Source organism: Mesorhizobium sp. B2-6-1 (genome assembly GCF_006440475.1).
Classification (GTDB): Bacteria; Pseudomonadota; Alphaproteobacteria; order Rhizobiales; family Rhizobiaceae; genus Mesorhizobium.
This window is the reverse complement of sequence record NZ_VFUH01000001.1, coordinates 829,017-845,961: the sequence shown is the minus strand read 5'-3', so window position 1 is coordinate 845,961 and position 16,945 is coordinate 829,017. Positions and strand designations below refer to the sequence as shown.

Genomic DNA, 16,945 nt, shown 5'->3' with positions numbered 1-16,945 from the left:
CATGGCGCCGCCTGTTCTCAATCTCGACGGAATAAAACTGACCTTCGGCGGCACGCCGCTGCTCGACGGCGCCGACTTGGCTGCGTCGGCCGGCGACAAGATCGCGCTGGTCGGCCGCAACGGGTCCGGCAAGTCGACGCTGCTCAAGATCGCCGCCGGCCTGATCGAGCCGCAGGACGGCGAGGTGTTCCGCCAGCCATCGGCGACCGTCCGCTATCTGCCGCAAATGCCCGACATGGACGGCTTCGCAACCGTGCGCGCCTATGTCGAGGCCGGCCTCGGTCCCGCCGACGATCCTTATCGCGCCAGCTACCTGATGGAGCACCTCGGCCTCTCGGGCGAGGAGCAGCCGGGCGACCTCTCCGGCGGCGAGGCCAGGCGCGCCGCCCTTGCCCGCGTCATGGCGCCGGAGCCCGATATCCTGCTGCTCGATGAGCCGACCAACCACCTCGATCTCTCGGTGATCGAATGGCTGGAAGAGGAGCTCGTCCGCACCTCCTCGGCCCTCATCGTCATCTCGCACGACCGCCGTTTCCTCGAGCGCGTCTCGCGCGCCACCGTGTGGCTCGACCGGGGCCAGACGCGCCGGCTGGATAAGGGCTTCGGCCATTTCGAGGAATGGCGCGACCAGGTGCTTGAGGAAGAAGAGCGCGAACAGCACAAGCTCGGCCGCCAGATCGTGCGCGAGGAACACTGGCTGCGCTATGGCGTGACGGCGCGGCGCAAGCGCAACATGCGCCGCCTGGGCGAATTGCAGACCATGCGCCAGCGTTTTCGCGGCCATCGCGGCGCCGAAGGCACCGCGACCATGGTGGCCAGCGACGCCGCCGAATCCGGCAAGCTGGTGACCGAAGCCAGGAACATCGAGAAGAGCTTTGGCGACCTCACCGTGGTCAAGGGGTTCTCGACCCGCATCCAACGCGGCGATCGCGTCGGCCTCGTCGGGCCGAACGGCGCCGGCAAGACGACGCTTCTGAAGATGCTGACCGGAGAATTGCAGCCGGATGCCGGTTCGGTGCGGCTCGGCACCAATCTGGAGATCGCCACGCTCGACCAGAAGCGCGAGGCGGTCGATCCGCAGGAGACGCTGGCTCAGTATCTCACCGACGGGCGCGGCGAGAACCTTGTCATCAATGGCGAGCAGCGCCACGTCGTCTCCTACATGAAGGATTTCCTGTTCAAACCGGAACAGGCGCGCACGCCGGTGCGCGAGCTGTCCGGCGGCGAACGCGCGAGGCTGATCCTGGCGCGTGTGCTGGCGCGGCCGGCCAACCTTCTGGTGCTCGACGAGCCCACCAACGATCTCGACATGGAGACGCTGGAGTTGCTGCAGGAACTGGTCGCCGGCTTTGCCGGTACGGTCATCCTGGTCAGCCACGACCGCGATTTCCTCGACCGCACCGTGACCAGCGTGATCGCGCCGGACGGCGGCGGCCGCTGGGTCGAATATGCCGGCGGCTATTCCGACATGCTGGCGCAGCGCGGCGGCACCAGGCTCGACGACCGCAAGGCGCGGGCGAAGGCGGATGCAAGCGAGGCGCCGACGGCGAAGGCGGACAGCCCCACCGCCAAAGCCCCGGCAAAAAAACTCTCGTTCAAGCAGAAATTCGCGCTGGAATCGCTGCCCAAGAAGATCGAGGCGGTGACAGCCTCGATCTCGCGGCTGGAGAACAACATCGCCGATCCGGCCTATTACGAGCGCGATCCGGCCTCGTTCCAGAAGACCATCGCCGCCCTCGACAAGGAGCGCGCGACGCTGGCGGCACTGGAGGAAGAGTGGCTCGAACTGGAGATGTTGCGCGAGGAAATGGAGGGGTGAGCATTGCATGCGCTACGTTATGCGTCTATATTATGCGCATAAAATAGGGCTTTCTCCGTGCTTCAATCGACGCCAAAGCCTCAGCGAAAGTCGGTCAACACATCCATTGACGCTCAGCTGATCAACGACGCCAAGGCGTTGGGCATCAATCTCTCCCGCGCCGCCGAGGCAGGTATCGCGAAGGCCATCGCGGTGGAAAAAACGCGTCGGTGGCAAGAAGAGAACAAGGAAGCGATCGAAAGCTCGAACGCTTATGTCGAGCGTAACGGGTTGCCATTGGCCAAACGCCGGCTGTTTTGATGGCACGCTACGATCTTTATCGGAATAGCGACGGCAACGGTTATCTTCTCGATGTCCAGTCCGACCTTCTTGAGCGGCTGAGCACGAGAGTGGTCATTCCACTGATGCCGCCTGATATAGCCCCGGTTCCTGGCCGCCGACTGAACCCGACCTTCCCCATAGATGGCAAGGATCATGTAATGGTCACCCAGTTCATGTCGGCCTTGACGGCCTCCGAATTGCTGGATGCCGAGGGGAATCTCTCCAGGCATCACGACGACATCGTCGCCGCAATCGACATGCTGTTCCAAGGTTTCTGACCGAAGTCGACTTTATCTCAGCCCGCCGTCTTCGCCTGCCAAGCCTTGATCGCCTCGTCGAACACCTTCTCGCCGGGAATGCCTTTTTCCATCGTCAGCAACGCTCGTCGTCCGGTCTTGTAGACGACCGGCACGTCGATCCAGTCCTGTCCCCGAAGCAAGGTCAGATTGGCGTCCTCGTCGGCCTTGGTATCGTTGAGCGCGACGAGGAAGAAGCCGTCGGCGATCTTGGCCGGAATGCCGATCAGCGGGCTGCCGGCATCCTGCTCGGAACTCTTCATGGCCACGCGCAGGATGTTGTCGACGCCGCCGCCTTCGAAACCGTCGGGCGTCAGGAAGATCATCTCGATGATGTGGCTGGCCGGCAGCGTCTGGTCAGTGTTGCGGCGGATGGTCATGCGCAACTGGATGTCCTTGCCGGGAATGGTCGCCTCGGCGCGGATCGCCGGCTCAGGCGGCAGGTCGCCGCCGGGCGATTCCTGCACCAGCGACCAGACGATGTTGCCCGGCTCGGCCGAACCCTGCGCGGTGCTGGTGCGCTCCTCATAGAAGATCGCCTTCTGGCCGACCGGCAGAGAGGTTTGCGTCGGCGCACCGGCAGGCGAGGGCGGCGTGGCGGCGTTGTCAGCCGGCGCCGCGGGTGCGGTCCCATTGGCGGGTGGCGCCGCCGGCGCAGCGCCCGGTGCAGGGGGCGTGGTCCCGGCGGGCGCGCCTGCGGCCGGCGTGCCTTCTGCCGGAGCCGACAAAGCCGGGGCGGTCGTGGCTGAAGGCGGCGTCGTCAGCGCCGCGACGGACTCGCCCTCGCCCACACCGCTCTGTCCGCCGGCCGGGCCAGGATCGACCTCGCTTCCTTGCGGTGTTAGTCTTTGAGTGAACTTCGGTGTCCCTTCGGGCTCGGCACCGCTAGCCGCAGGTGCCGGGGGCGTTGCCGCCGCATCGCTCGCCGGCTTGGCGGGTGTCGATTTGACCGGCTCGGTCGTCACGACCTTGCTGCCGCCGCCCAGACCCAGCATCTTGCCGAAGGCATCCTTGTTCAGCCAGATGCCATAGCCGCCGCCGGCAATGACCAGCAACGCAACGGCAGCGGCAATCAGCCCGCCATAGCTGCGCTTGCGTTCAGCCGGACGCAAGCGCTGGAAAGTTTCGGCGGCCGCAGCCTCTTCGTCGCTCGCAAAGACATCGGCATGCTCGTCGTCCTGACCCACATCCATGCCAGGCTGAGCCCTGTCGTCGAACTCCGGGGCCGGCTGCACCGGTACGGGCTTTTGCCAGTTCGGCTCGACCTCGGCGGCGGGCGATGCAGGCCTGGAGATGTCGGGCTCCGGAGCGGGGGGCGGCGGCTTGTAGGGTTCAGCCTTCGAGGCAGGCGCTGCCGGCCAGGCCGGCTCCGCCTTTACCGGCTGTTTGGTATGGTTCGACTGGTTCTTGTTGCGATCGATGGAGGAAAATATGTGCTCCAGTTCGGCAAGCGGATCGGTCTCCGGCACGCTTTTGGCATATTCGCGCTCGAGTCTCGATATGGCGTCTTCCAGGCCGCGCTTCTGCCTTTCGGCTTCCGACGGCGAAAGCGGCGGCTCGCGCTCGGCAATCTTCTTTGCAATCGTCGAGCGCGCTTTGTCGTAGACTTTGGCCCGCAGCTCCGGCGTAGGATCGCCAAAATTGTTTATCGTATCCCTCAGAGCAGAAACGAAATCTTTCGCCATGCGTCAGTCGACCTGTATTGTGCTCCGGACCGGCCTCCGCAAATCAGCCGTAACGCCCGGAAAGGCTTGAGAAACTAGTCTTGAAACGGATCGGTCACAAGTATCGTGTCGTCCCGTTCCGGGCTGGTGGAGAGGAGCGCGACCGGCGCGCCGATCAACTCCTCGATATGGCGGACATATTTGACGGCCTGGGCCGGAAGGTCGTTCCAGCTGCGCGCGCCGGCGGTGGTGCCTTTCCACCCCTCCAGCGTCTCGTAGATTGGCTCGACGCGGGCCTGCGCGCCCTGGCTGGCGGGTAGATAGTCGATCGTCTCGCCGTCGAGGCGGTAGCCGGTACAGACCTTGATCTCGTCCAGCCCGTCAAGCACATCGAGCTTGGTCAGGGCGATGCCCTTGATGCCGTTGACGGCGACGGCCTGGCGCACCAGCACCGCGTCGAACCAGCCGCAGCGGCGCTTGCGGCCGGTGACGACGCCGAATTCATGGCCGCGCGTGCCGAGGAATTCACCGATCTCGTTCTGCTGCTCGGTCGGGAACGGACCTTCGCCGACGCGCGTCGTATAGGCCTTGGTGATGCCAAGCACATAGCCGATGGCGCCCGGGCCCACGCCGGCACCGGCTGCCGCCTGGCCGGCGACGGTGTTGGACGAGGTGACAAACGGATAGGTGCCATGATCGATGTCGAGCAGCGTGCCTTGCGCGCCCTCGAACAGGATGCGCTCGCCGGCCCGGCGCTTGTCGTCGAGCACCTTCCAGACCCGGTCCATGTAGGGCAGGATTTCGCCGGCGACCGAGGTCAGCTCTTGCATGACCGCGTCATGCGTGGCTTCGGCATGGCCAAGGCCGCGACGCAGTGCATTGTGATGCGTCAACAGCCTGTCGACCTTCAAGGGTAGTGTTTCCAAATCCGCCAGATCCATCACCCGCACCGCGCGCCGGCCCACCTTGTCCTCATAGGCGGGGCCGATACCGCGGCGGGTCGTGCCAATCTTGGTCCCGGAATTTGAGGCGGCGTCCTCGCGGAAGCCGTCCAGTTCCCGGTGCAGGGACAGGATAAGCGCTGTGTTTTCGGCTATTTTCAGGCGCTCCGGCGTTACCTCGACGCCTTGCCCCTTGAGCTTCGCCACTTCGGCGACGAATGCGTGCGGATCGAAGACGACGCCATTGCCAATGATGGACAGCTTGCCCTGCCGCACGACGCCCGACGGCAACAGCGACAGCTTGTAGACCTTGCCGTCGACGACCAGCGTGTGGCCGGCATTGTGGCCGCCCTGGAAACGCACCACGACATCGGCGCGCTCCGACAGCCAGTCGACGATCTTGCCCTTGCCTTCGTCACCCCATTGCGAGCCGACGACCACCACATTGGCCATGTTTCTTTTCCTTCGAGGCGCCGCCGCGCGGCTTGGATACGGTTCGAAACGACAGGCCTCTATAACGTCAAGAGCAGGCCGATGCGACCTTTCTTTGCCGCCGAAAATGGACTGAGGCACAACAATTTTCAGCTTTGACATCATTTACTTGTCCAGGCGCGGGCAATAGGCCGGCGGGCACGCCCCATTCACCTCTTCCCGCTGCGACCCGCCATGCACCGAAGCGCCTACATGTTCCTGCTGCTCACCACCTTGCTGTGGGGCGGCAACTCGGTGGCCGGCAAGCTGGCGGTCGATCACGTCTCACCGATGACGCTGGTCTTCCTGCGCTGGGTGTTGGCGGTGGCGATCCTGCTGCCGATCGGCTGGAATGCGCTGAAAAGAGATTGGCCCGTGGTGCGCAGGCACTGGTTCGTGCTCGCCGCGCTTGGCGCCAGCGGCTTCACCTTGTTCAACACGATCTTCTATACGGCGCTCAATTACACGACCGCGATCAACGTTTCGATCGAGCAGGCGGCGATGCCTATCCTGATCATCGTAGCCAATTTCATCTTCTTCCGCCTGCGCGTGAACTGGGCGCAGATCGGCGGCGTGGTACTGACGATCTTCGGCGTCATCCTGACCGCCTGCCACGGTGATCCGCGCCGGCTGTTGACATTGGAGCTCAATTTCGGCGACGGCATCATGCTGGTCGCGGTCATCCTCTACAGCGGCTATTCGGTCGGGTTGCGGCTCAAGCCTGCCATGCAATGGCAGAGCCTGATGCTGGCTATGTCGCTCGCCGCGCTGGTCACCTCGCTGCCGTTCTTCCTATGGGAAATCGCGGCCGGCAAGGTCATCGTTCCCGACGCGCGCGGCTGGGCGGTGATCGTCTATACCGCGATCGGCGCCTCGGTCGTCTCGCAGATATTCTACATCAGGGGCAATGAGCTGATCGGCGCCAACCGGGCCGGCCTGTTCATCAACCTGGTGCCGATCTTCGGCACCCTGCTTTCGGTGCTGATCGTCGGCGAGACATTCCAGCTCTACCAGGCGTTGGCGCTCGTCCTCGTGCTGGGCGGCATCGCGCTTGCCGAATATAGCGGCCGCAAGGCAGCCATGCCGAGGCGCCAGTAAACTCGCTTCGCGCCCCGATCGTCAGCCTTGAGGAGAGCGTCGGCTCGCCCGGCAATTCGCAGGACTACTGCAATTCCTTGCGCACCGCCGCCACGTCGTCGGACGAGACTGCCGGGGCGGCATTGCCCCAGCAGACAAGCCCTACACGCTGCCGACGTCGAACTGTAGCCGCTTGGCCGAATCGATCGATTTGTGCGCCCGCACCTGCTCCAGCACTTTTTCCGGGAACGGTGCGTCGAGATAGAGCAGCGCGATGGCATCGCCCCCTGGCCGGTTGCGGCCGAGCTGGAAGTTGGCGATGTTGACGCCGTTCTCGCCGCACACCGTGCCGAGCAGGCCGATAATGCCCGGCGCGTCGGCATTGGTCGTATAGAGCATGTGCTGGCCGACCTCGGCATCGAGATTGATGCCCTTGATCTGTATGAAGCGCGGCTTGCCGTCGGAAAAACAGGTGCCGGCGATCGAGCGCGTCATATGCTCGGTCTTGACCGTCAGCTTGATATAGCCGTCGAACACGCCCGATTTGTCGCGCTTGACCTCGGCGACGATGATGCCGCGCTCCTTCACCATGATCGGCGCCGACACCATGTTGACGTCTGCTACCTGCGGCCTGATCAGCCCGGCAAGGGCCGCGCTGATCAGCGCGCGCGTATTCATCGTCGCGGTCGAGCCGTCGAACAGGATTTCCACCTCCTTGATCGGGTCCTCGGTGACCTGGCCGACAAAGGCGCCAAGCACTTCGGCGAGCTTGACGAAGGGCTTGAGCCGCGGCGCTTCCTCCGCGGTGATCGACGGCATGTTGATGGCGTTGGAGACGGCGCCCTTGATCAGATAGTCGGCCATCTGTTCGGCGACCTGCAGCGCGACGTTCTCCTGTGCTTCCGCCGTCGAGGCACCGAGATGGGGGGTGGCCACCACATTCTCCATGCCGAACAATGCGTTCTGTTCGGCCGGCTCGGCCTCGAACACGTCGATGCCGGCGCCGGCCACCTTGCCGCTCTTCAGCGCCGCCACCAGGTCGGCTTCGACGACCAGCCCGCCACGGGCGCAGTTGATGATGCGCACGCCGTCCTTCATTTTGGCGATCGCGGCGGCATCGATGATGTTGCGCGTCTTGTCGGTCAACGGCGTGTGCAGCGTGATGAAGTCCGCGCGGGCGAAGAGCTCGTCCAGTTCAACCTTGTCGACGCCGAGTTCCTCGGCGCGTTTGTCCGACAGGAACGGATCGAAGGCGACGACATGCATCTTCAGGCCGACGCCGCGCGTGGCGACGATCGAGCCGATATTGCCGCAGCCGATGACGCCGAGCGTCTTGCCGGTGATCTCGACGCCCATGAAGCGGTTCTTTTCCCATTTGCCTGCATGCGTCGAGGCGTTGGCTTCCGGGATCTGGCGGGCGAGCGCGAAGATCATCGCTACCGCATGCTCGGCTGTCGTGATCGAATTGCCGAACGGCGTGTTCATCACGATAATGCCCTTGCGGCTGGCCGCCGGTATGTCGACATTGTCGACGCCGATGCCGGCCCGGCCGACGACCTTGAGCCTGGTGGCGGCATTGATCAGCTTCTCGGTAACCTTGGTCGCCGAGCGGATGGCGAGGCCGTCATACTGGTCAATTACTTCAAGCAGCTTCTCCTTGTCCTTGCCGAGATCTGGAAGATAGTCGACCTCGACGCCGCGATCCCTAAAGATCTGAACAGCGGTGGTGGAAAGTTTATCCGAGACGAGAACGCGAGGCATGGGATTGGTCCTTGTTGCTTACCCCACCCGCCTTCGCTTCGCTCAGGCACCTTCTCCACGGGGGAGAAGGTCAGGCGCCGATCTTTCTCCCCTTGTGGGAGAAGGTGGCCGCGAAGCGGCCGGATGAGGGCTGTTCCAGAAAATAACTGTTGAGTTTCAGGCCGCCGCTTTCAGCGACGCCTTCTGGCCGGCGAAGGCCCAGTCGAGCCAGGGCAGCAGAGCTTCGAGATCGGAGGTCTCGACCGTTGCGCCGCACCAGATGCGCAGGCCAGGCGGCGCGTCGCGATAGGAACCGATGTCATAGGCGACACCTTCCTTGTCGAGCGCTGAAACCAGACCCTTGGCGAAGGCCGCCTGTGCGTCGGCGTCGAGTGCAGCGACTTGTCCGTCGGTGAAGGACAGGCAGACGGACGTGTTCGACCGCGTCGCCGGCTCTACGGCGAGATGGCCAAGCCAGGAGGATTTCGCGACGAAACGGTCGAGCACGGCCGCGTTGGCGTCGGCCCTGGCGACCAGCGCATCGAGGCCGCCGATCGATTCCGCCCAGCTGAGCGCGTCGAGATAGTCCTCGACGCACAGCATCGACGGCGTGTTGATGGTTTCGCCCTTGAAGATGCCTTCGATCAATTTGCCGCCCGAGGTCAGGCGGAAGATCTTCGGCAGCGGCCATGCAGGCTTATAGCTCTCCAGCCGCTCGACGGCGCGGGGCGACAGGATCAGCATGCCATGCGCGCCTTCGCCGCCCAGCACCTTCTGCCAGGAGAAGGTCACGACATCGAGTTTCTCGAAGTCGAGCTTCTGCGCGAAGGCGGCCGATGTCGCGTCGCAGATGGTCAGACCCTTGCGATCGGCCGGGATGAAATCGCCGTTCGGCACGCGCACGCCCGAGGTCGTGCCGTTCCAGGTGAAGACCACGTCGCGGTCGAAATCGATCTTGCCGAGATCCGGCAGTTCGCCGTAACCGGCCTCGAGCTTGCGCACATCGGCAAGCTTCAACTGCTTGACCACGTCGGTGATCCAGCCGGAGCCGAAACTCTCCCAGGCGACCATGTCGACGCCGCGCTCGCCCAGCAGCGACCAAAGCGCCATCTCGACGGCGCCTGTGTCGGACGCCGGCACGATGCCGATGCGGTAGTCGGCAGGAACCTGGAGAATTTCGCGCGTCAGCGCGATCGCCTGTTCGAGCTTGGTCTTGCCGATCTTGGCGCGATGGGAACGGCCGAGCGCGGCAGCTTTCAGCGCCTCGACCGACCAGCCGGGACGTTTCGCGCAGGGACCTGAGGAAAAATTGGGGTTTGCCGGACGGAATCCGGGCTTCGTATGCGTCGTCATCGTGGTCTATCCTTCCAGATAGTGGCCCCTCGTTGGGGAGGGGTGGCCCACGGACGGCGATATGCGCTCGGGCTTCGGGCGTCAAGGGGAAAGTTTTTGTCGCGGGCAGGATATCGGCGATCCGCGATCAGGATCTCGTGAGCTTCAAACGCAAACGGCGGACCGAAGAGATCCGCCGCCAGGGTTCATGTATGCCAGCCTACTACCAGAGATCGTAGCGTAGCCCGAGCTTAACCTGATGATTGCTGATTCCCTTGTGGACCGGAAACGAGGTCAGGCTCTCGGCCGTCACATATTCGGCGTCGGGCGCCGAGAAATACTGATAGCCGAGATCGACGGAAACATTCTTCGACACCTGATAGGCAAGGCCGGCATTCAGCGTGTAAGCGAAGGAATACCTGGTCTTGTCGTCACTCAGTCCGAAGTCGTCGGTTGGATCGCCATCGTCGGTGAAATAGCTCGCCGAGAGCTTGTGCGTGCTCCTGACGATGCCGATGCCGGCGCCGAGATAGGGTGTTATGCCGACATAGGTTCCAAGGTCGACATAGCCGTTGAGCATGCCTGAAAAGGCATAGTTCTTCAGGGACGCCGACGCCAGGGTCGCCTCTGCCGCGGTCGCTGAATCGTCATAGCCAATGCCGATCTTGTTGCCGGGCAGGTAACCCAGATTGAGATCGGCACGCAGATAATCGTTGAAGTGGTAGCCGAAGCCGATGCTGGCGAAGACCGGGTCTTCCTCGTTGTCGAAGCTCGCCGGCGTGAAGGCGAAATCCTCATTCTTGAAGCTCTTCTCTACCAGGTAGGAGACATCGCCGCGCAGATACCAGCCCGAGCCGACCTCGACCGGCACGTAGTCGGGCGCCTGGTCGACATAGACCGGGGGATCATAGTCGGCGGCCAGCGCAGGCGTCAGCGGCATGATGGCGAATGTGGCAAGCACCGGCGCCATACGCGATGTGAGTTTCATGATCCCCTGCTCCCGATTTCGGCGCCACCAGACGGCAGCCATCGTTTCAGGAAGCATTGTTAACCATAGTGGTTAAGTCGGGGTTAAGGCTAACAGAGCGTTAGCGAATGATTTTCGGGCAGCCAGACAAGCGAAAACCGCCCGGCTGATGCCGGGCGGTTTCGGACCGTTGGATGGTCGGATGTTACTTGGTGTAGATCGGCTCGGGTTCGGGCTGATAGGCCACCGTCGGCGCGGCGCAACCGTTGTTGCCGCCGAACTGGTACCGCAGGCCGCCGCGCACCTCATGCGTGTCGATGCCGCGGTCGAAGCCCGGCCCGGCGCTGCTGATATCCCACTCGAACATGCGGCCACCCTGGATGTGGCTGTAGCGATAGCCCGCGTCCAGGATCAGCTTGTCGGTCAGGCAGTAGGAAGCGCCGGCCATGAGCGCGTAGGCAAAGCGCCAGCTTTTCGCACCGGGGTTGAACTCGGTGGTGTTCGGGTCCCTGACATCGTCCCATCTGACATGCGCGCCGCCGATGCCGGCGCCGACATAGGGCGTGATGCCGTGATAGGTGCCGAGATCGACATAGGCGTTGGCCAGCAGCAGCAAGGCGCTCATTTTCGACACTTCGGTCGACGTCGAGAAAGCGTCCGAGGTTCCGCCGTCGAAGTTCGACTTGAACCAGTAATCGGCGGTCAAATCCGTACGAAAATGATCGTTGATCTTGTAGCCGACGCCGGCGCCGAGCGAGAAGCCGCCCTTGAGCTTGCCGAAATCGAAGCTCCTGTCGCCGGGAATGACGTTACAATTACAGGGATCGATGGTGTAGGTCGTGTAGTCGATGCCGCGCACTTTCGACTTGTGGTAGTCGAGATCGCCGCGAATGTACCAGCCGCCGACATCGACTGGCTGCTCGTATACCGGCGGCGGCGCCTCTTCGACCACCGGCTCCGGAAGGTCGGCCGCGAACACCGGCCATACCAGGCCCGCGAACAGCGCGGCGAACAGGGCCTTTCTTGCTGTATTGAACATGCTTGTCACCCCTAGAAACCCTCGGAACAGCGGTCGCGTCCGAATGAGATTGGCTTTCAGGCGTGGATAATGAATTGCAAAGGTTAAAAGGCATTTAACCCTGTCTATTAACCACGAATCTCGAGCATTTGAGGAATTCGGATGGTTCCACGTGTCTCAAGCCAGTTTCGCAGGCAAACAAAAGCCCGCCGGACGGGCGGGCTTCTAAGCAATCAGAGCGGCGTCGGCCCTCCGAATGCACCTGAGATCAGGCGGCGCTGCGTGTTTCCGAGATGACCTCGACGATGTCGTTGACGACGGCCTCGACCAGCTGCGGGTCGTCGCCCTCGGCCATGACGCGGATCAGCGGCTCGGTGCCGGACGGCCGGATGACGAGCCGCCCCGCCTTGCCGAGGCGTTGACGGGCGTCCTCGATCGCAGCCTTGACCGGAGCTTCCTCGAGCGGCTTGCCGCCGGCGATGCGGACGTTCTTGAGGAGTTGCGGCACCGGCTCGAACTTCTTCGACAATTCGCTGACCGGCCGGCCCTGCCGCTTGATGCAGGCCAGCACCTGCAGCGCCGAAACCAGGCCGTCGCCCGTGGTCGAGAAGTCCGACAGCACGATGTGGCCCGACTGCTCGCCGCCGACATTGAGCCCGTGCGCGCGCATATGCTCGACGACATAGCGGTCGCCGACCTTGGTGCGGTGCAATTGCAGCTTCATGTCGCCGAGGAAGCGTTCGAGGCCGAGATTGGACATGACCGTCGAAACGACGCCACCGCCGGCAAGCCGCCCGCTCTGGTGCCAGGACTCGGCGATCATTGCCATGATCTGGTCGCCGTCGACGATCGCGCCGTTCTCGTCAACGATGACGACACGGTCGGCATCGCCGTCGAGCGCGATGCCGATGTCGGCGCGCACCTCGTGCACTTTCTTCTGCAGGCCTGCCGGATGGGTCGAGCCGCATTCCTTGTTGATGTTGAAGCCGTTGGGCTCGACATTGATGGCCACCACTTCGGCGCCCAGCTCCCAAAGCGCCTCGGGGGCAACCTTGTAGGCGGCGCCATTGGCGCAATCGACGACGATCCTCAAACCTGAAAGCGACATCGAACGCGGCAAGGTGCGCTTTGCAAACTCGATGTAGCGATCATGCACGCCATCGACGCGCTTGGCGCGACCAAGCCCGTCGGAATCGGCGAGTGCCAGTTCGATATCCTTGTCCAGCATGCTCTCGATGCGCTCTTCGATCTCGTCGGAGAGCTTGTAGCCGTCGGGACCGAACAGCTTGATGCCATTGTCGTAATAAGGATTGTGCGAGGCCGAGATCATGACGCCGATATCGGCGCGCAGCGAACGCACCAACATGGCGACCGCCGGCGTCGGGATGGGGCCGAGCAGGAACACGTCCATGCCGGCGGCGCAGAGGCCCGCCACCATGGCGTTCTCGATCATGTAGCCGGAAAGTCTGGTGTCCTTGCCGAGCACCACACGGTGACGATGGCTGCCGCGCTGGAAGGACAGGCCGGCCGCCATGCCGACCCTCATCGCGATTTCCGCCGTCATTGGAAACTTGTTGGCGCGCCCGCGAATACCGTCCGTGCCGAAATAATTTCCTGCCATGCTAGTCAGTGTCCCCGGTGGTTCTTGCCCGGTACGTCATGCCATAATTGGCCGGCGCACTACGATCACATTTCGTGATTATCTGTTACCAATCCTTTAGAAAACCCTTGTTGTGCATTGCACACAGACTGGCGCAACCTAGCGTGATGGCGCTGCCTCGCCACAATATACCATGCCTGTGGACCATTCGACATGGATTTACCCACAAATTCTTGTCTTCCAGCCGGCAACAGGCAACGATTTCATCACCTTGCCGGCAGAAGCCGGGTTTCGGCGATGTATACGCCACTTAGCATCTGGCGCAACCGACCGTTGAGCGTTATTGATTTGCTGGGACGTATAATGGGCTGCTGCAACGGAGAAACGCTATGCTCATCCACCGACTTGCCACTTTGACCGGCCTTGCGGTCGCGACGTTATTCCTGGCCGCGCCAGCCAACGCGCTGACGATGGCCGAGTGCAGCACGAAGTATAACGTGGCCAAGGACGCGGGGACACTTGCCGGCCAGACCTGGAACCAGTTCCGCAAGGCGCAGTGCAGCACTGATGCCGCCGCGACAGCCAAGCCCGACGCCAAGGCAGCGGACACCAAGGCGGCCGATACGAAGCCGGCCAAGGCGACCAAGGCTGCGGCCGCCGCCGACGACGGAGCCAAAGGCCTGACCGCAAAGGAATGCAGCACCAAGTACCAGGCGGCCAAGGCCGCCGGCACGCTCAACGGCATGAAGTGGAACGACTTCCGCAAGAGCGAATGCGCCACCGGCGCGTCCGCTGCCGCCGGCGCATCCGCTGCCGCCGCCACCAAACCGGCGACCACCAAGGCGGCGACCACGGCTGCGGCGACCGACAGCTCGGGCAAGGGCCTGAGCATGGCCGACTGCAGCAGCAAGTACCAGGCTGCCAAGACCGCCAATACGCTCAACGGCATGAAGTGGAACGACTTCCGGAAGGCCGAATGCGGCGCCAGCGCCTCGGACGATGACACCGTCCCGGCTCCAACAGAGGCGACCTACACCAAGGAGCCGGCAAAGCCGACTGTCGCTGCGCCGAAGGGCGTGAGTTTCCCGACCGCAATCTCGCCGAAATTCGCCACCGAAACCCCGGCCAAGGCCCGCATGCATACCTGCCTCCAGCAGTACTATGCCAACAAGGACGCCAACACGCTTGGCGGCTTGAAGTGGATCCAGAAGGGCGGCGGCTTCTACAGCCTGTGCAATGCCAAGCTGAAGAGCTGAGCGACAGCACTATTTGAGGAAAGTAAGGTCCGCGAACCGCAAGGTTCGCGGGCCTTTTTTGCCCGCGGCTTCAGCAGGGATCCCCGCTGTGCTGATGAGAGGCGCGTTGTCGCGACGCTGCAATCTCCCTCGTAGAGGAGATTGCCGGCAGGCCAGAGGGGCACGAAGGATCGTTGCCTGCTCCCGGCCAGGTTGCCTCGCATTCACGAAAAGCTGGGCGGGGGTGGCTCGAGGAATCGTCGAACGGCAAGAGAGATCCTCCCCCGCAGCCCGGAAGGCCTAACTCGATTTGTCGGCGGACGCTGCCCCCGCTGAGCTGCCCGGCATCTTCCACAAAGTGGGAAGATTGGCTGCTGCCACGCCGGCTTCCGCCAATCGCCTAACCAACCTTGCAGGCGCAGGCCACGGAGAAACTCAGCAGCCTGCCCCAAACAAAAACGCCGCGGTCGAACCGCGGCGTTTCTCAATTTGTTCTTGGCCGAGTTCAGCTCGACGGCTGCGGTTCCATGCCGCCCTCGGGCTCGGGACCCTTTTTGCGGCGGCCCGACTTCGGCACGGCCGAACCACGGCTCGGCGGCGTGTCGTCGCCGAGATCGCGCGCGGGCTTCTCGCCGGCGATCAGCTGCTTGATCTCGTCGCCCGACAGCGTCTCGTATTCGAGCAGGCCCTGCGCCAGCGCGATCCATTCCTTCTTCTTCTTGGTCAGCACCGACCTCGCGGTCGAATAGGCCTCGTCGATCAGGCGCCGCACCTCGGCGTCGATGATCTGCGCGGTTTCTTCCGAGATGTTCTGCGTGCGCGCCACCGAATGGCCGAGGAACACTTCCTCCTGGTTGTCGCCATAAGCGACATGGCCGAGCTTGTCGGAAAAGCCCCAGCGCGTGACCATGGCGCGCGCCAGCTTGGTCGCCTGCTCGATATCGGAGGAAGCGCCCGACGTGATGTTCTCCTTGCCGAACTTGAACTCCTCGGCGACGCGGCCGCCCATCATGATGGCAAGCCGTGAGATCATGTACTTGTAGCTCATCGAATAGCGGTCGCCTTCCGGCAACTGCATGACCATGCCGAGCGCGCGGCCGCGCGGAATGATTGTCGCCTTGTGCAGCGGATCGGCCGACGGCACGTTGAGCGCCAGTATGGCGTGACCGGCCTCGTGATAGGCGGTCAACTCCTTCTCGGCCTGGGTCATGGCCGAGGAGCGGCGCTCGGCGCCCATCATGATCTTGTCCTTGGCGTCCTCGAACTCGGCCATGGTCACGAGGCGCTTGTTACGCCGCGCCGCCATCAGGGCGGCCTCGTTGACGAGGTTCATCAGATCGGCGCCGGAGAAGCCCGGCGTGCCGCGGGAGACGACCTTGAGGTCGACATTGGGCGCCAGCGGCACGTTGCGCACATGCACTTTCAGGATCTTCTCGCGTCCGACGATGTCGGGGTTCGGCACCACCACCTGGCGGTCGAAACGGCCGGGCCTCAGCAGCGCCGGGTCGAGCACGTCGGGCCGGTTGGTGGCGGCGATCAGGATGATGCTTTCGTTGGACTCGAAGCCGTCCATCTCGACCAGCAGCTGATTCAGCGTCTGCTCGCGCTCATCATTACCGCCGCCGAGACCCGCGCCGCGGTGACGGCCGACCGCGTCGATTTCGTCGATGAAGATGATGCAGGGCGCGTTCTTCTTGGCCTGGTCGAACATGTCGCGCACGCGGCTGGCGCCGACGCCGACGAACATCTCGACGAAGTCCGAACCCGAAATGGTGAAGAACGGCACGTTGGCCTCGCCGGCGACCGAGCGGGCGAGCAGCGTCTTGCCGGTTCCCGGAGGGCCGACCAAGAGCACGCCGCGCGGGATCTTGCCGCCGAGCCGCTGGAATTTCTGCGGATCGCGCAGGAACTCGACGATCTCCTCCAGGTCTTCCTTGGCCTCGTCGACGCCGGCGACGTCCTGGAAGGTGACGCGGCCATGCGCCTCGGTCAGAAGCTTGGCCTTCGACTTGCCAAAGCCCATGGCACGACCGGAGCCGGACTGCATCTGGCGCATGAAGAATATCCATACGCCGAGGATCAGGATCATCGGCAGCCACGAGATCAGGTAACCGAACAGCGAGTTTGAACCGTCGGTCTCCGGCCGCGCATTGATGGTAACGTTCTTGTCCTGCAGCCGCGAGACCAGCGACGGATCGCCGGGCGAATAGGTCTGGAAGCCGCTCGAATTGTCGGTGTAGGTGCCGGAGATGCGGGCGCCGGCGATGGTCACCGTCTTGACCCGGCCCGCCGCGACATCCTGCAGGAACTGCGAATAAGGTACATCGCTCGAAGCCCCACGCGTCTGCGGCGTCTGGAACAGATTGAAGAGGGCGATGAGCAGGACCGCTATGATCGCCCAGAGCGCGAGGTTGCGATAGTTCGGATTCATCAATTGTCCCGTTGGCGTCCGCGGGCGGACACG

Annotated in this window: 13 protein-coding genes; 5 read left to right on the top strand and 8 right to left on the bottom strand. The window is 63.4% G+C overall.

What is annotated here, in order from left to right; translation table 11 throughout:
• The first annotated feature begins 1 nt into the window (after position 1).
• The 3 genes from FJ443_RS04370 to FJ443_RS04360 are packed head-to-tail and all read left to right on the top strand — an operon-like array spanning position 2 to position 2,418.
• On the top strand, positions 2-1,819 hold the full coding sequence (locus FJ443_RS04370) for an ABC-F family ATP-binding cassette domain-containing protein (protein WP_140662883.1): 1,818 nt from the start codon (positions 2-4) through the stop codon (positions 1,817-1,819).
• Between the two features lie 57 nt (positions 1,820-1,876).
• Positions 1,877-2,119 (top strand): type II toxin-antitoxin system CcdA family antitoxin, encoded by a 243-nt coding sequence (locus FJ443_RS04365; RefSeq protein WP_140566882.1) that lies wholly within the window; start codon positions 1,877-1,879, stop codon positions 2,117-2,119.
• Complete coding sequence (locus FJ443_RS04360) at positions 2,119-2,418, top strand: CcdB family protein (protein ID WP_140566879.1); 300 nt, start codon at positions 2,119-2,121, stop codon at positions 2,416-2,418. Before FJ443_RS04365 ends, FJ443_RS04360 begins: the two co-directional genes overlap by 1 nt.
• Positions 2,419-2,435: 17 nt before the next feature.
• Here FJ443_RS04360 and FJ443_RS04355 read toward each other — a convergent pair whose 3' ends face one another.
• Both FJ443_RS04355 and FJ443_RS04350 read right to left on the bottom strand, forming a co-directional pair.
• Positions 2,436-4,121, bottom strand: coding sequence for a hypothetical protein (locus tag FJ443_RS04355; RefSeq protein WP_140662881.1), 1,686 nt, complete (start codon positions 4,119-4,121; stop codon positions 2,436-2,438).
• A 74-nt stretch (positions 4,122-4,195) separates the two neighbouring features.
• Positions 4,196-5,494: an adenylosuccinate synthase gene (locus tag FJ443_RS04350; protein ID WP_140493285.1), complete on the bottom strand. Its 1,299-nt coding sequence runs from the start codon at positions 5,492-5,494 to the stop codon at positions 4,196-4,198.
• A 213-nt stretch (positions 5,495-5,707) separates the two neighbouring features.
• Between FJ443_RS04350 and FJ443_RS04345 the strand changes: the two genes are divergently transcribed.
• Complete coding sequence (locus FJ443_RS04345; protein WP_140662879.1) at positions 5,708-6,610, top strand: DMT family transporter; 903 nt, start codon at positions 5,708-5,710, stop codon at positions 6,608-6,610.
• 141 nt (positions 6,611-6,751) lie between these two features.
• On the opposite strand, the gene serA is transcribed toward FJ443_RS04345, so the two are convergent.
• From serA to glmM, 5 genes are all read right to left on the bottom strand, one after another.
• Positions 6,752-8,350 carry a phosphoglycerate dehydrogenase gene (serA, locus tag FJ443_RS04340; RefSeq protein WP_140554925.1) on the bottom strand — a complete coding sequence of 533 codons (1,599 nt, stop codon included), beginning with the start codon at positions 8,348-8,350 and terminating at the stop codon, positions 6,752-6,754.
• Between the two features lie 156 nt (positions 8,351-8,506).
• On the bottom strand, positions 8,507-9,682 hold the full coding sequence (locus tag FJ443_RS04335) for a phosphoserine transaminase (RefSeq protein WP_140662877.1): 1,176 nt from the start codon (positions 9,680-9,682) through the stop codon (positions 8,507-8,509).
• A 202-nt stretch (positions 9,683-9,884) separates the two neighbouring features.
• Positions 9,885-10,649 (bottom strand): outer membrane protein, encoded by a 765-nt coding sequence (locus FJ443_RS04330; RefSeq protein ID WP_140662875.1) that lies wholly within the window; start codon positions 10,647-10,649, stop codon positions 9,885-9,887.
• Between the two features lie 184 nt (positions 10,650-10,833).
• Positions 10,834-11,667, bottom strand: a complete 834-nt coding sequence (locus FJ443_RS04325; RefSeq protein ID WP_140662873.1) for an outer membrane protein — start codon at positions 11,665-11,667, stop codon at positions 10,834-10,836.
• A gap of 247 nt (positions 11,668-11,914) precedes the next feature.
• Positions 11,915-13,267, bottom strand: a complete 1,353-nt coding sequence (glmM, locus tag FJ443_RS04320) for a phosphoglucosamine mutase (protein WP_140493266.1) — start codon at positions 13,265-13,267, stop codon at positions 11,915-11,917.
• Between the two features lie 368 nt (positions 13,268-13,635).
• Between glmM and FJ443_RS04315 the strand changes: the two genes are divergently transcribed.
• Positions 13,636-14,502, top strand: coding sequence for a hypothetical protein (locus FJ443_RS04315; protein WP_140662871.1), 867 nt, complete (start codon positions 13,636-13,638; stop codon positions 14,500-14,502).
• A 484-nt stretch (positions 14,503-14,986) separates the two neighbouring features.
• On the opposite strand, the gene ftsH is transcribed toward FJ443_RS04315, so the two are convergent.
• Positions 14,987-16,912 (bottom strand): ATP-dependent zinc metalloprotease FtsH, encoded by a 1,926-nt coding sequence (ftsH, locus tag FJ443_RS04310; protein ID WP_140493260.1) that lies wholly within the window; start codon positions 16,910-16,912, stop codon positions 14,987-14,989.
• Positions 16,913-16,945 lie beyond the last annotated feature (33 nt).